This window comes from Brakhagea baltica, assembly GCF_052161605.1.
Lineage (GTDB): Bacteria > Planctomycetota > Planctomycetia > Pirellulales > Pirellulaceae > JBKCUI01.
Map to the genome: position 1 here is coordinate 3,545,520 of NZ_CP197409.1, position 14,988 is coordinate 3,560,507.

Annotated in this window: 11 protein-coding genes; 4 read left to right on the forward strand and 7 right to left on the reverse strand. The window is 52.5% G+C overall.

What is annotated here, in order from left to right:
* Window positions 1-95: 95 nt before the first annotated feature.
* The 4 genes from SH449x_RS13325 to SH449x_RS13340 form a co-directional block, all read right to left on the reverse strand.
* On the reverse strand, window positions 96-491 hold the full coding sequence (locus SH449x_RS13325; RefSeq protein ID WP_482376575.1) for a hypothetical protein: 396 nt from the start codon (window positions 489-491) through the stop codon (window positions 96-98).
* 212 nt (window positions 492-703) lie between these two features.
* Window positions 704-2,251: a TolC family protein gene (locus SH449x_RS13330; RefSeq protein ID WP_482376576.1), complete on the reverse strand. Its 1,548-nt coding sequence runs from the start codon at window positions 2,249-2,251 to the stop codon at window positions 704-706.
* A 657-nt stretch (window positions 2,252-2,908) separates the two neighbouring features.
* Window positions 2,909-3,166, reverse strand: a complete 258-nt coding sequence (locus tag SH449x_RS13335) for a hypothetical protein (protein WP_482376577.1) — start codon at window positions 3,164-3,166, stop codon at window positions 2,909-2,911.
* Window positions 3,167-3,214: 48 nt separating this feature from the next.
* The gene (locus SH449x_RS13340) at window positions 3,215-3,601 is read right to left on the reverse strand and encodes a helix-turn-helix domain-containing protein (RefSeq protein ID WP_482376578.1); all 387 of its coding nucleotides are present in this window, start codon (window positions 3,599-3,601) and stop codon (window positions 3,215-3,217) included.
* Between the two features lie 118 nt (window positions 3,602-3,719).
* Between SH449x_RS13340 and SH449x_RS13345 the strand changes: the two genes are divergently transcribed.
* From SH449x_RS13345 to SH449x_RS13360, 4 genes are read left to right on the forward strand one after another with little or no spacing between them, the layout of a single operon-like run.
* Window positions 3,720-6,614: a class I SAM-dependent DNA methyltransferase gene (locus tag SH449x_RS13345; RefSeq protein WP_482376579.1), complete on the forward strand. Its 2,895-nt coding sequence runs from the start codon at window positions 3,720-3,722 to the stop codon at window positions 6,612-6,614.
* On the forward strand, window positions 6,611-7,624 hold the full coding sequence (locus SH449x_RS13350; RefSeq protein ID WP_482376580.1) for a virulence RhuM family protein: 1,014 nt from the start codon (window positions 6,611-6,613) through the stop codon (window positions 7,622-7,624). Before SH449x_RS13345 ends, SH449x_RS13350 begins: the two co-directional genes overlap by 4 nt.
* Window positions 7,624-9,699: a pseudomurein-binding repeat-containing protein gene (locus tag SH449x_RS13355; RefSeq protein WP_482376581.1), complete on the forward strand. Its 2,076-nt coding sequence runs from the start codon at window positions 7,624-7,626 to the stop codon at window positions 9,697-9,699. Before SH449x_RS13350 ends, SH449x_RS13355 begins: the two co-directional genes overlap by 1 nt.
* Complete coding sequence (locus SH449x_RS13360; protein WP_482376582.1) at window positions 9,692-10,948, forward strand: GIY-YIG nuclease family protein; 1,257 nt, start codon at window positions 9,692-9,694, stop codon at window positions 10,946-10,948. The genes SH449x_RS13355 and SH449x_RS13360 overlap by 8 nt, the downstream gene beginning before the upstream one ends.
* A gap of 592 nt (window positions 10,949-11,540) precedes the next feature.
* On the opposite strand, the gene SH449x_RS13365 is transcribed toward SH449x_RS13360, so the two are convergent.
* The 3 genes from SH449x_RS13365 to SH449x_RS13375 form a co-directional block, all read right to left on the reverse strand.
* Entirely contained in the window at window positions 11,541-12,854 is a 1,314-nt protein-coding gene (locus SH449x_RS13365) for a recombinase family protein (protein WP_482376583.1), read from the reverse strand.
* Between the two features lie 103 nt (window positions 12,855-12,957).
* Complete coding sequence (locus SH449x_RS13370) at window positions 12,958-13,872, reverse strand: nucleotidyl transferase AbiEii/AbiGii toxin family protein (RefSeq protein WP_482376584.1); 915 nt, start codon at window positions 13,870-13,872, stop codon at window positions 12,958-12,960.
* Entirely contained in the window at window positions 13,869-14,486 is a 618-nt protein-coding gene (locus SH449x_RS13375; RefSeq protein WP_482376585.1) for a type IV toxin-antitoxin system AbiEi family antitoxin domain-containing protein, read from the reverse strand. Before SH449x_RS13375 ends, SH449x_RS13370 begins: the two co-directional genes overlap by 4 nt.
* Window positions 14,487-14,988 lie beyond the last annotated feature (502 nt).

Sequence of the window (14,988 nt, forward strand, 5' to 3'; positions counted from 1 at the left end):
GGATGCAGAATGGTTGATCTGCGCCGAACTAAGGATGAGCGTGAAAGAAAGCAATCCCGTTACTCAAGTGACTGAGTGGGGACGCGCAGAGGCTATCAGATGAGCCAAACTTGCAAAATCGCTCGATTGCATGACGATCGTGGAAATCGATCGCGGTAGGGATCTCGGCTGGTATGGCATTGACGATTAAGAGACTTGAATCCCTCAAGACTTCCGCACCACAGTACCAAACCATCACTTACGGCGTTCAGTGAGCCGCCAGCCTCTTGGCTTACTCCAAAGACACAATTTGAATCGTCGCAATGACGATGGTGTCCATGATTGACCGGTTGGGACTCAGAACATGAAGCAAACGAATCAGTGCCATCGTGAGCGGTTTTGTCACCCTCGAGCTCATCGTGACCGCCGTGATGCTCGTGCCCACCTTCACAATCGCCGTGCGCCACACTATCGCAGCATGCGTTTGCTAGCGTTCCAGTTTGTTCACGCATACAGTCCCCGTGTGACAAACAACATCCCAGCACTGCGTGAGCAGTGAAGGTGACGAGCGTCAAAATACGGAGGGCTGAAAGCATGAAAGCCTGGAATTTCAGGGCGAAGTGTGAGTTTTTCATTTCTGGCGAATCGTCTTATTGTACGGGGGTAGTCGCTTTGCAGCTAGTTCGATCTCCGAAGTTTCAGTCATTCGATCGGTATTTAACGACTATTGCTGGTCTAGGCTCAACGCTCGAAGGGAGTCATCCCCGCTGTTGTTGATCACGGAGTTCAGCGCCCCACTCAACATGTAACCATCGATCTGAGCCTGAGCGGTTGCCAACTGTGCGCGTGCAGCGATAAATGCGAGGTTCGTATCGAAGTAGGTGCGACGAGTGACCAGAAGTTGGATGAAATCTTGTTCGCCGGCTTGGTACGCCTCCTCTGCGAGATTCAGTGTCTCCTGTGCGGCGGGCAGCAATTCCGAGGTGTACATTTTCACCGCTTCCTCGGCGCGACCGTACTCACCCGAAGCGACCGCCAAACGAGCTCGAATGGCATGGTCGATGCGCTGTGCTTCCTGAACGGCGCGGCAATACTCGGCTCGAGCGGCTGCGATGTTGCCCTGATTCTTGTTAAAGACCGGGATTGGAGCTCCTACTTGGATGTTCATCATTCCCGAATCGGTACTGTTGTCGACTCCGGCCCCAAGCTGGACTGCGAGATTAGGAAGTGTCTGAGACTCGTGTCTTCGAACAGCGGCACTCGCTTGGCGGATGCGTGCTTGAGCGGCGGCATACTCAGGGCTCATTGTGACCAAGCCTTCCTCGATAAATTTCCAATCTTGCGACACAGGTAGATCTGGTAGCTCTCCGGTAACGCTTTGAAGTTGCATGCTAGGTACACCTGCAATCGCTGCGATCTCTCGCAATCGTGCATCAAGAGTCACCGCAAGCTGTCTGCGATCGAGCTCGAGCTGCTTAAGCTGTACTTGCGTTTGCAGTAAATCGATTCTCGATCCTTCTCCGGCCTTCATTCGCTTTTCAGCAGCTGTCACACCTTGCCGAAGCAGAATTGAAAATTGATCGATAGAAGCAAGTTGTTGTTGAATTCGGAGGCAGTCAAAAAATCCGGTTTTGATATCCGTAGCGACTCGCAGCTTTTGTGTTTCAAGCTCTTGGAGTTGTGCTCGAACGGCTTCGTTGAGGACAGCGCGATTAAGTTGTAACTTGTCTCCCGTGATGATCTGCTGCTCGACAAACAACAGGTGCTGGTCTGTGCCAGCATCGGCCAATTGTTGCCCTTGATAGCCGACAAGCGGATTCGCGTAGAGTCCCACTTGCGTGCGATACCCGGCGGCGATCTGAGTGGTTGCGGCGAGTTCTTTGATGGCAGGGTTGTTTGCGAACGCAAGCGAAAGGAGTTCCTCAAGCGTTGCACCATCGGCAATGGCTTCAGTTGAGTTGACAGGGTCAACCACGATCACGTCTACGGATGCAGGTTCGACAACGCCAGAGGGCTGGTAATCTTGGTGTGCATAGGCCGCTTGTGACACCGTTTGGTCTCGAAGTGCCTGGTCGTGATTGGATTGCGAATTGGCATCAGTTGTGGCGCTAGTGATTGCACCACTTGGCGTATCGACCGAACTGTGCTGAAGACTCGATGGAGAAGAAATCGAAGTATTCTCACTTGATCGAATGTGCTGCTCCAGTCCGCTACAGCCAACGGACATACAAATTCCTGAGCACACAATCCATTGTTGTATATTGAATTTCATGGAAATCCCTCCCGAGGCGGATTTGATTTAGTGAGTGGTCGCTGGCGTTGGTGACAAACAATGTTGAACGCCAACATTGATCCGAGATAAAAAGAATGGGCAAAAGTTAGCGCCCGCTTCGGATCAAATGCGCAGCACGTTTGGCAGAGAGGACGACCAGCTCGAAGTCATGACCTTTGGACATTGAACATCGCAAAGCGAACGCTGCCGATACTCAATTCCGAGCCACTTTGTGTTGACGGATGCGGTGTCAACTATGTGTCGCGACACGCTGGTGAGCAGAACATTAATGTCTAGCCCCCAAACGCAGCATGGGCAGTCCTTGTGTGAATGTTGGTCGCCATCCGAGTGCTGGCAATGAGACTCAGAGCACGGGGAATCGCACGAGCCGTCATCATGAGAATGCCCCGAATGCGAGTCAATTTCAACAAATTCAAAGGCGTCATGCAGCAAGCAATGCGTGCAAACCAACGACGAAGGAGGGAGCAGGGTGGTCAGAAGTGCAGCCACAACCACGACGCATTGTGCCAATCGTGCTAGTAGGATGCAAAACATTGAAAGTTCCTGGCCAAGAAGCGATGGTAAGGCCAAATCGGCTGACCTATCAATCTTGCGATCGGACATCGGGGTAGCGCGGCTTTAGCGTAAAGACCGAATTCAGCGATTATGCGGATTCAGTCCGCTGCGGGCGTTCGTTCCCTTTCCGTTCATAATCGGAATTGGTGTTGCACGCCCCATCGACCGCTGATAGCAATAAAGAGTGTTAACTCTCGGTTCGTACCTCTTCGTGAAGAAACAGACCGAACGGGCCTCGAACTTCGCAAGCTCGCTGGTCAATTCCGCATGTGCATCCAGCGTCGTCTTAGTAGGCGATGCCTGTATCGCGTCTGTTGCATCCACAAACTCAGGTACCATTTCGCGACGAACCTCGTATTTTTAAAGGATTTAACTTCGTGGTCATCATCAAGTTTCATCCTCTGGCATTGCGGTATGGCTGTGTTTGGTCGGCCGAGTTTTCAAGCCACCATGCAATGCCATTTGTGTGAGCTCGCAAAATTTCTTCGCGTCGCATTGCGCGAGCAAACGAAACACCTCAGGTTGCTCTCGTATTCGTTCTGCTAGTGATTCCGGTATTCGACCGGCCAGTAGCAAAAGCTCGTCTTCATCTGATTCCAGAACCGTAGCCAAGCGATGGACCAGTGATTCTGAAGCGGTGCCGTCGAAATCTAGGCGACCGCGTTCGACTTTGCTCAGATACGAAAAGCCGACGCCGACTAACGGAGCCAGTTGGCGGAGGGAATAGCCTTTTGCTTTGCGGAGTTCACGAATTCGGTCGCCGAACTTGTCCATCTTCAATCCCTGCTTGTTCCAGTGAGGCTAGCATTGTAGGATTGTAGCAGCTTGCAGGCAACATGTGGCCATGCCAGGAGGACATTTCTCACAGTCACCCAATTGATGGAGCGAACGGTTGAACGCGGTCGAGATCGAAGAAGCAGTCAGTAAGCTGGTCGAAGAGTCGTTTAACGCGGCTGAGTTCGCGTACGCATTCTTGGAGGCGTTCGGCAACAAGACTGCGACTCTTCAGCGGCTGCGCAGCGTCGGCAAGAATTCGACGAACAAGACGGATGTGGCGGGCGAAGGAATTCAAGCCGTACTTCAGCGGAACAACATTCACATTGCCACGCTAGATCCATCTTCGTCTCCCCTCGCCCCTGAGGAACGAAGGGGAGAGGGGTCGGGGGTGAGGGGCAATTCAGACGCAGTTGCAGGCCTTCTGAAACGCCTCGTGGATAGTCCTGCATCAAGCAAACACAAAGCGAAGTTCGCGCTGGCAACGGATGGCAACACGGTTCACGCGGAGTGCCTAAATTCGGAAGAGCCGCCGTTGGTGTGCGAGTTCAAGGAACTGGCTGACCACTTTGGTTACTTCCTGGAGCTTGCTGGGATCTCGACCGTTCGGCAGATCCGTGAGAATGCCTTCGATATCAAGGCGACTGGGCGACTGAATCGCTTGTACGTCGAATTGCTGCGCAGCAATCCGGACTGGGACGGGGACGAGCGGCGGGAAGAGCTCAACCATTTCTTCGCGAGATTGATCTTCTGCTTCTTCGCGGAAGATACGGGGATCTTCAACGGTAACGCGCTCTTCACCGAGACTGTTCGTCAGATGAGCGATCCGAGCGGCGAGAACACGGACTTTGTTCTTTCCGAGATCTTCCGCGCTATGGATGTGCCAATGAAGGCACGCGACGCGGCCAAGCTACGTCCATGGGCGGGCCAGTTCCCGTATGTCAACGGAGGATTGTTTGGAAATGCAAACAAAGAATCTGGCTCCCCTCGTCCCGCTTCGGGGAGAGGGGCTGGGGGTGAGGGGCGAGGCACGGTTCCAAAGTTCACGCAGATCGCACGGTCTTACCTGTTGCACATTGGCTCGCTCGATTGGACACAGATCAATCCCGACATCTTCGGTTCGATGATCCAGGCTGTTGCTGACGACGAGGAGCGTGGCGCATTGGGCATGCACTACACGAGTGTGCCGAACATTTTAAAGGTGCTGAATCCGCTGTTCCTTGATGACTTGCATGCGCAGTTAAGGGAGGCAGGCACGAATCCGCGTAAGCTGCTCAATCTTCGCAAGCGATTGGCTCGCATTCGCGTCTTCGATCCGGCTTGCGGTAGCGGCAACTTCTTGGTCATCGCGTACAAAGAGATGCGCAAGATTGAAGCCGAGATCAATATTCTGCGTGGCGAGCCGGATCGTCCCTCGGAGATTCCGCTCACCAACTTTCGCGGAATCGAGCTGCGACACTTCGCAGTTGAAATTGCTCGCTTGGCACTGATCATCGCCGAGTACCAATGCGACGAACTGTATCGAGGTCAACGCCTAGCGCTTGCAGAATTCCTACCGCTCAACAAAGAGAACTGGATCACCCACGGTAATGCACTCCGTTTGGATTGGTTGAAGGTTTGTCCGCCGACAGGAACAGGCGGCGTCAAGCTAGTTGAGGATGACTTGTTTCAGACGCCGCTCGACCAAATCGAAATCGATTTTCAAAACGAAGGGGGAGAAATTTACATATGTGGCAATCCACCATATAAGGGCAGGAATAAGAAAGGAGATAACGAGAAAGAGGAGACAAAAGACGTCTTCTCAGGGTGCGCTGGCACTTACGCAGCTCTAGATTATGTTGCCAACTGGATCTTTAAAGCAAGTCAGTATTGCCGAGTGACAAAAGCTAGTGCCGGGCTTGTAGCGACAAACTCTGTTTGCCAGGGCGAGCAAGTCGCACTTCTTTGGCCATTAGTATTCAAGCAAGGCATAGTTATCTCATATGCCCACACGTCGTTTCAATGGTCTAATCTAGCAAGTGACAAGGCTGGCGTTACCGTAGTTATCATAGGTCTTGCGTTGAACGGAAGTTTTGATCGCATTCTATTTGCGGATGACGGCATGAGATCCGTCTCTTCCATTGGGCCTTATCTGGTCCCAAATGCAGATGTAATAGTTGAAAAATCACCACGTCCGATTGCTTCTATAGGACGGATGCACCTCGGAAATATGCCGAAGGATGGTGGCAATCTGATAATGAGCCGAGACGCAGCTGAAACACTTTCAAAGGAACACCATGTAAGCCGGCGTTACTTGCGAAAGTTTTTTGGATCACACGAACTTATTCACTCTCATCCGCGGGCCTGTCTTTGGATTGACGATAGTGAACTGAACGAAGCAAAGCAGAATCCAGCGATCATGGTCATACTAGATCGCGTGGCCCGCTTTCGGTCGAGCAGTACGGCAGCATCGACTCGGCAGCATGCCAAAACCCCGCATCGGTTTGTGCAGATGCCGGCCGCCAAAGGCGAGCGAACGATCGTTATACCTCGCGTCTCTTCGCACAACAGACGTTATTTGCCGGTTGATTATCTCGAATCCGGTCCGGTCATCGGCGACAAATGTTACGCGATGTACGATGAACCCCTTTGGAATTTCGCTTTAGTTGCATCTTCGATGCACCTTGTTTGGATCGCAACGGTATGTTCCCGACTGCGAACTGACTTCTCGTATGGAAATAAGTTAGGCTGGAACACTTTTCCGGTACCTGAATTAACCGACGAGGACAAGTCAGCCCTCAATCGCTCAGCTGAAGATATTCTCCTAGTTCGTGAGACCCATTGGCCACTAACGATCGCCGACCTTTACGCCCCGGATGCGATGCCGGACGATCTTCGATCCGCTCACGATCAAAATGATGAAACGCTCGAGCGCATCTACATCGGCCGCCGATTCAAAAATGACACCGAACGGCTTGAAACGCTCTTCCAGCTCTACACGGAAATGACCGGAAAGGAGAAAGGCAAGAAATGAGCGAGCTGATTCTGTTCACCTCGGAGGATGGTGCGACGCAGATGCATCTGCGAGTCGAGCAAGGCACCATCTGGTTGACCCAACTAGAGATCGCCGATCTTTTTCAAACCACCAAGCAAAATGTATCTTTGCACGCCAAGAACATCCTGGAAGAGGGGGAGTTGCGGGAGGTTTCAGTTGTCAAGGAATCCTTGACAACTGCCGCAGACGGCAAGAAATACTCGACAAAACTCTACAATTTGGACCTGATCCTGGCGATTGGCTATCGCGTTCGCTCCCCGCGTGGTACTCAGTTTCGCCAGTGGGCCACGACGCACCTGCGGGAATTCCTGGTCAAGGGATTCGTGATGGATGACCAGCGACTGAAGGACCCGAAGGGCTGGGATTACTTTGACGAGCTGCTGGCACGCATTCGCGAGATTCGAGCCTCCGAGAAGCGTTTCTACCAAAAGGTCCGGGAGCTGTTTGCGCTCAGTAGCGACTACTCCGCCGACGATTCCTCCACACAGCTTTTCTTCGCCGAAGCGCAGAACAAACTGCACTTCGCAGCGACCGGACAGACAGCGGCTGAAATCATCGTCAGCCGCGCCAATCCAAATGAGGCGAACATGTCGCTGACGAATTGGAGTGGCAGCCGAGTTCGCAAGCATGATGTGATCATTGCGAAGAACTATTTGACTGAAGACGAGATCGACACGCTGAATCGCTTGGTCGTCATCTTCCTCGAGCAGGCCGAACTACGGGTCAAGCAGCGCAAGGACTTGACGCTTGAGTTTTGGCGCAAAAACGTGGACGACTTACTTCGCTTTAATGACAAGCCTGTGCTTGATGGCCCTGGGAAAGTCAGCCGCGAGGATATGACTCGGATTGCATACGAACGCTACGAAGCATTCGATGCTCAGCGTCGAATCACCGAGGCCGCGGCAGCCGACGCTGAAGATCTCCGCGAGATTGAAAATATCGAACAAGAGCTGAAACGAAATAAAAAGAACGATCGAGAGAGTTCCTGATGAACCAGCCCAAACCCAAAACAATGCCTGGCGTAAGTGTGAGCTACGCCGGAAATGGCAAGTCGATCATATCGAACGCGATGGGCATGCGTGCCATGCAGCAGCGAGTGTGGCAGTTTCGTGGCGAGCAGTATTTGCTGCTGAAGTCGCCGCCAGCGTCAGGCAAGAGTCGAGCGCTCATGTTCGTGGCTCTCGACAAGTTGCACCGCCAAAACCTGAAGCAGGTGATCGTGGTCGTACCTGAAAAGTCGATTGGTGCGAGCTTTGGCAACACTCAGCTCGCCAAGGATGGTTTCTTCACCGACTGGACTGTCGCTCCACAATGGAACCTTTGCAACGCGCCTGGTACCGACGGTGGGAAGGTTGAAGCTCTGGGGCGTTTTCTGGCTTCTGAGGATCGCTTGTTGGTGTGTACTCATGCCACCTTCCGATTTGCTTTCGAGCGGTTTGGTGTTGAAGCCTTTGATGATCGCCTGATTGCCGTCGACGAGTTCCATCACGTATCGGTGAGTGACGACAATCGGCTCGGTGAGTTCGTGCGACAATTGATCGAACGCGACAAGACCCACTTGATCGCCATGACGGGCAGCTACTTTCGTGGCGACGCTGCAGCCGTGCTGATGCCTGAAGATGAACGCCGCTTCGTAACAGTGACGTACACCTACTACGAACAGCTCAGCGGATACAAGCACCTTAAGCAATTGGATATCGGGTACTACTTCTACTCTGGTAGTTACCTGGACGACTTGCCAAAGGTTCTCGACGAGAATGAGAAGACGATCATCCATATCCCGAACGTCAACAGCCGCGAAAGTACGCAAGACAAGCACAAGGAAGTTGAGCACATCCTGGAGACCTTAGGTGAATGGCTCGGGACTGATGATGCCACCGGGTTCCAGCTTGTGAAAACTTCGACGGGGCGAGTTCTCCGAATCGCGGATTTGGTCGATGACGAACCGATCAAACGCGAGAAGGTGGCGGCCGCACTACGCGATCCAGTAGGCCGCGAAACTCGAGATCATGTCGACATCATTATCGCTCTGGGGATGGCTAAAGAGGGTTTCGATTGGATTTGGTGCGAACATGCTCTGACCATCGGTTACCGCAGTAGCTTGACTGAAATCGTGCAAATCATCGGTCGAGCGACACGTGATGCTGTTGGCAAGACGAGAGCCAGGTTTACCAACTTGATTGCCGAACCTGACGCGGGTGAACAAGCTGTTACCGAAGCAGTCAACGATACGCTCAAGGCGATCGCCGCCAGCTTGCTGATGGAACAAGTGCTTGCACCCCGATTTGAGTTCCGTCCAAAGACGCCAGCAAACGGTCCGAACGGCCCCAACACCCCCAGCGGTCCTCAACCTGGATTGGACTACGGAGCTGACGGGTACGATGCTGGCGGCTGCAATGTTGGCGTGGACCCGGCAACTGGCGGTGTTCAGATCGAGATCAATGGGCTTGTTGAACCCGAGAGTGACGAAGCCACTAGAATCTGTCGCGAGGACCTCAACGAGGTTTTGGCTTCCTTTGTTCAGGACACTCGCACGGTCCAGGATGGCTTGTTCAACGATGAACTTCCACCACAGGAAACAACGCAGCAGCGAATGGGGAAGATCATTCGCGACAAATACCCAGACTTGTCAGAGCAAGATCAAGAGGCGATCCGACAGCGAGCGGTTGCTGCTCTCAATCTGATTCAGATGGGTGGCAAGAAAGCGAGCGGAAGCGGCGCGACATCGAACACGGCGCTGATCGATGGAATTCGCCGCTATGTAACCGATGTGCGAGATTTAAACGTCGATTTAATCGATTCGATCAATCCCTTCGGCGAGGCGTACAACATTCTCGCCAAGACGATGAACGAAGAGCGACTTCGCCAAGTCCAGTCAGCGATCGCTGGCCGGCGAGTTCAGCTGACACCCGAAGAGGCTCGCGATCTGGCGAAGCGGGCCTTGAAGTTCAAGAACGAACGCGGTCGACTGCCTTCGATCACCAGCCAAGATGCGTGGGAGCGACGCATGGCAGAGGGCATCGCATTCCTGGCGCGAATGAAACAGGAGAAGGCAAGTGGCTAAAAAGAAGACGAAGGAAGCAGCATTTACGGATGACGATGATGCGCTTTTGGCTGAGCTTGGTGTTGAGACCGAAATCAAGCAGGATCAGACCTACACAGCCAAGCAAGAGCGGATCATCGCAGGGTTCGAAGACATTCAGCGGTTCTTTCGAGAGCACGAACGGCTTCCTCAGCACGGTGAAGGCCGAGATATATTCGAACGCTTATACGCAGTTCGGCTAGACCGAATTCGCGGCAATGCCGAGTGCTTGGACCTTCTGAGGCCCATGGATGCTGACGGATTACTGACAGATCGCGTCAGTGAGCCATCCGAAGAGTACGAGCTGGACAGCGACGACGAACTCTTGGAAGCACTTGGCGTTAGCCCCGAAGACAATGATATCACGACGATGAAACACGTTCGTTCGGCTGCCGAGCGGAATGCCGAGCGAAATGTTCCAGAAGAGGTTGCCCAGCGCAAGCCGTGCGAAGACTTTGACGCTTTTCGGCTGGACTTCGAAGCCGTTCAGGCAGATCTTGAAACCGGCCGTCAATCGACCGAGTTGTTCAAGACCAGCAGTCGATCTCAAATACGCAAGGGCGACTGGTTTATCGTCGATGGCCAGAAGGCGCTGGTTGCAGAAACAGGCGAATGGTTCACTCCTGAGCACGGCGAACGAGATCGACGCCTGCGAGTCATCTTCGACAATGGTACCGAGTCAGACTTATTACTTCGTTCATTGCGACGAGCGTTGAACAAAGACGAAAACAGCCGGCGAATCGTACCGCAACAACCCGAGACCGAAGAAGACTTTAGCGACCTAGGCCCACTCTTCTCCAATGTCATGGAAGATGGCGACTGCGAGTCTGGTGCGATCTACGTGGCACGAAGTCTCTCCGATAATCCGTTTGTGCAAGAGAACTGCGAACTGCTCCATAAGATCGGACTCACCACCGGCGATCCCGAGAAGCGAGTGTCCAACGCCAGAAAGGAAACGACGTATCTCTTCGCCGCGGTAGAGTTGGTAGCGGTTTATCGGTTAGCGAACATCAACTGCAAAGCGTTCGAATCGCTGCTCCACAAGTTCCTCGCACGCGCTCGTATTGACCTAGCGTTGGCCGATCGATTCGGCGGCAAAGTGCAGCCAAGGGAATGGTTCCTCGTTCCACTGCCGGTGATCGAAGAAGTTGTCGAGCGGATCAAGGATGGCTCGATCAGTAACTATGTGTTTGATGTCGAAACAGCCAGCATGAAGCGACGGGGAAAGTAGATGCAGAACGGTACCTTCAGATAATCGAATAACCCCGAGGCTCTCTGACGACTCTCCGACGCCCTCGGGCCAGGTTATTCGCCAGAACCGCCAAAGAGCCATAACCCAGCCGAGTGACAAAAGGCGAGTTTCGCGAGGTGTCGGTTCCACTCAACTCTACCAACCCCGTCAAACTTTGTTTGACCACCGGGTTAAGTACTTAAGCCGGCGATGGTGTAATGCACTTTCGCCGGCTTTTTTTGTTTTTCCGCCAGGTATTTACAAGGGCAATCGCACTTTGCCCTTACCTCAGGCAGATCTCTGGAGCTCCAAGTAGAGACTCTCTATCCGACAGCCCCGGCCACCTCGGAGAGAGCCCGATCCCCCCCAATCTCACGCTCTCAAGTCTCTCTGACCTTCAGCTTATGTGATTTTTCCGCTCCGAGAGACTCCCTAAATTGGCTCCTAAAAAACCACTTTTGCCATCGGAAAATGCAATTGCTGTCCCAAGTCGATCACTGGTTCGCGGATGATCTGGAGATTTGGTTTGGTCCGGTTCGGTAGGTTGCATGCATCGGAAGTGGTCCGTCAGGTTATCTGCTACGGAGATTCGCTAGTTCGTTGTTTCGAGACCGGGATTTCCGTCATCCGTTTGAGTCTCATTTGGCTTAAACTCGGCAACAGCTTCTGGTTTGATCTCGATCGTCACTTGGCCGGTGCTGTGAGTGTATACAACCCTCAGAATGGTCTGCGGTAATCGCTTTTGGCGTTGACGCTCATTCAATTGGCACCATTTTTCGCGCATCGCAATCGGAATTTCGGATTTCGGGTCATCCCTATTTACGATAGCACTAGCGATAAACTGTTCTAGCCAATACGCCCCCACATTGACTCCCGGACAGCGCGGCTTACCACCGCTATCGGAACGACAACGATAGTAGATGTAACGAATCGGACCGTGGTGCGAGATACTGGTACTCATCGGTCGATTGCACTGACCACAGATGAGCTTGCCAGAAAGGTATGAGGAAACACGGGAACTTGGATCAGTCTTCTTGCGCGGTTTGGTTGCGATTCTCCTTCTACTAGCCAACATGTTTTGGACTTCATTGAACACCGGGACGCTTATGATCGCTTGATGTGCTCCCGGCAAAGTAGAACTGCCATTGCGAATCTCACCGATGTAGACTCGATTGTTGAGAAGCTTCAGGATTCGCCGAGCCGTCCATTTTCCTGTCTCACCTTTCTGATCTGGCCAGCATTGCAAGTTAGCCAATCCGGCTAAGTCGCTAGGGCGACTTCCGCCTGCGGCCAACGCGAAGAAATCGTGTACCCTGCGAGCTTGCTCTTCGTCTACAACTAACTGTTTGGTCGCAGGATCTGTTCGATAACCAAACGGAACGCGACCCGCGACGCGTTTCCCATCACGTTTGTAAGCAGCCCGCATGTCCGCCATTCGCTCTTTCGTCAGGTCAAGCTGAAACTCATTGGCAGCCGCTATGATGTTGGCCATCAACCGCCCCGTAGCGCTGTCGTTGAAGCTTGAATCATTCACTACGGCTAGCGACACACTATGCCTTTCGAAAAGATTCAGCAGGTGTTGGAAGTGAGCCATCCTTCTGGTAAGTCTATCAAGGCTGTAGACAACCAATCGTCGGACTTCTCCCATTTCTATGGCAGCTATCAATTGAGACAACTGCGGGCGATCGAGGGTTTCGCTGGAGTACCCCTCATCGGAATAAACCTGAGTAATATTCCAGTTTCTGCTGGCAGCGAGTTCCCGACACATGTCGATCTGGCTTTCGCAAGAACTATAAACAATACCTCGCACGCGTGACTGACGCGCGTAAATCGCCGCCGCGAGCTTATGAACCGAGCATTCTGTCTCAGACGCATCGCTGTTTTCGTTGGAGTCTCGCTCTTCCACAAGTGCTTACCAATTGGATCAATTCTCGAAGAAATCGAACAAAGGCAAACATTATAGCCATAAAGCAGGTTTAGAACTTGCGTGGTAGCAGGTGACCGAGTGATTAAAAATGATGGGAGGACCATGGGCCTCCCGAAGCCCATCTTGACGTGAAGTTTTGCTTACAAGAAACAGCATGGACTAACGGCAACAGAAAATCCTGAATCTCACGTACCATATCTGAAAATGAATCGGGTGCACCGGTCAGCTTTGACTTGCGAACAAACGCAGTCCACTGAGTTTGCTTAATCGAGTCTTCAAGGAACTGAGGCGAGAAAACGAACGGTTCGGAATTGATTATCGTGCCTCGATTCGCAAATGTCCTTTCAATTGCAAGGCGGAGAATCTCGCCATCAAACTCAAATTGACGTAATAGTATATGGATGTCGTAGAAGTCCTTCATGCGACTATTGAGTTGCCCTAGCTTGATCATGGCCTCAAACTTTTCAGCGATTACCGTCTCTTTGGGATAGCCTTTCATGCGTGGCGTTTGAAAATCGAGCATGGTCGGATAATCAATCATGGTCGCGGTCGGGTAGATTACATCGCCAAAACCGATATCGATTTGCATGGGCAAACGCGCATTCTGAATCATGGCCACAAAAGTTACTCGGACTCCTGAGTACTCGGCATTCTCTTTGATGATCGCCCCGTGAACCGAGTCGCTGAGAAACTCAACGCCATCGGATTCGACGGTTTGTCGGCATACTTCTTTGATCATGTCCGACATCGCATCCACGGAATTCTCGGCGCGAGCCAGCAGATCGATGTCGCGAGTCGCTCTCGACTGAGGCGTTCCCCAGACCGTAAACATCAACGCGCCCTTCAGAACAAACCGATCTGCGTATTCGGACTGCGAAAGCCGAAATAGAAATCGCTCCATGACGAAATACTGCATCAACTCTTGAAGGGGGCGACCAGACCGTTTCGCGAGATTCTCTAGTTGCCCACGTACCGAAGCCGGTATGTCGCGAGTCATAGAAGCGCCTCCAGATAGGGACGCATCGTTTTGGCAACTCTTAGCTTTGTCGCATACTCCATGATCAGATCGACTTTCACATTACCTTGCGCCATGTAGAGCTTGAGAGCTTCGATCGCGACATCGAGCCCTACTTCATTGCGCCGGCTAAAGCAATCTGCGAGAGTCTTCTCACGAGAGTACACGGATACCGTTTTGCCATCGACCGCGTGTTTCTCAATTCCCGTTCTAAATGCCACATCGGTCAGACGCGAGACGCGAATGGGCGGAAAATCCAGTCTTGGCGGTTCGCTGTTTCGCGGAATCGCGATCCAAACTTCATGTGGAATCTGGGTAGTCAGTTCATGGTAGGAAAGCGCAGAAACAAGATAGATCACCGCATGCGGAATTTTGGCCGCCACTGTCACCAAGTCCGATTGGCTTGGCGGAGCCATTTCAGCTAACCGATAGAGACCTCGGGCCATTTGTACTACGAGCCCAGAATCTCGCATCGAGTAGAGAGTGTTTCTAGTGATACCGCCTCGCAGGACATCGGACATTCGCATGATCCCGCCATGCACTCGAAATAGATCGACAGCTCGCGCAGAAGCAGTAATTGGAGCAGGGTGAAGCACGGTACAAAAAACCTCCCGAAGTTAAACTGTGGAGGTTATTTGTACCACGCCGCAGAAAGAAGTCAAGTTTTTGCCGACTCGGGGCGACGACCTCTAATGTGCATTAAAGCGACACAAGGGCGGTTTCTACGCCATTGGTCATAACCTCGCGGTAAGTAATGAGTCAGCCCGAATTTCAACTCTACCAACCCCGTCAAACTTTGTTTGACCACCGGGTTAAGTACTTAAGCCGGCGATGGTGTAATGCACTTTCGCCGGCTTTTTTTGTTTTTCCGCCAGGCTTTTACAAGGGCAATCGCACTTTGCCCTTACCTCAGGCAGATCTCTGGGCTTCCAAGTAGAGACTCTCTATCCGACAGCCCCGGCCACCTCGGAGAGAGCCCGATACCCCCCAATCTCACGCTCTCAAGTCTCTCTGACCTTCAGCTTATGTGATTTTTCCGCTCCGAGAGACTCCCTAAAGACCGCCCCAAAACGGCCGTTTAAGCCTACAAAAAATCAT

Bases quoted from the DNA above. Each gene is read 5' to 3' on its own strand.
- SH449x_RS13325 (WP_482376575.1), bottom strand. From the start codon at position 491: ATGCGTGAACAAACTGGAACGCTAGCAAACGCATGCTGCGATAGTGTG.
- SH449x_RS13330 (WP_482376576.1), bottom strand. From the start codon at position 2,251: ATGAAATTCAATATACAACAATGGATTGTGTGCTCAGGAATTTGTATG.
- SH449x_RS13335 (WP_482376577.1), bottom strand. From the start codon at position 3,166: ATGGTACCTGAGTTTGTGGATGCAACAGACGCGATACAGGCATCGCCT.
- SH449x_RS13340 (WP_482376578.1), bottom strand. From the start codon at position 3,601: ATGGACAAGTTCGGCGACCGAATTCGTGAACTCCGCAAAGCAAAAGGC.
- SH449x_RS13350 (WP_482376580.1), top strand. From the start codon at position 6,611: ATGAGCGAGCTGATTCTGTTCACCTCGGAGGATGGTGCGACGCAGATG.
- SH449x_RS13355 (WP_482376581.1), top strand. From the start codon at position 7,624: ATGAACCAGCCCAAACCCAAAACAATGCCTGGCGTAAGTGTGAGCTAC.
- SH449x_RS13370 (WP_482376584.1), bottom strand. From the start codon at position 13,872: ATGACTCGCGACATACCGGCTTCGGTACGTGGGCAACTAGAGAATCTC.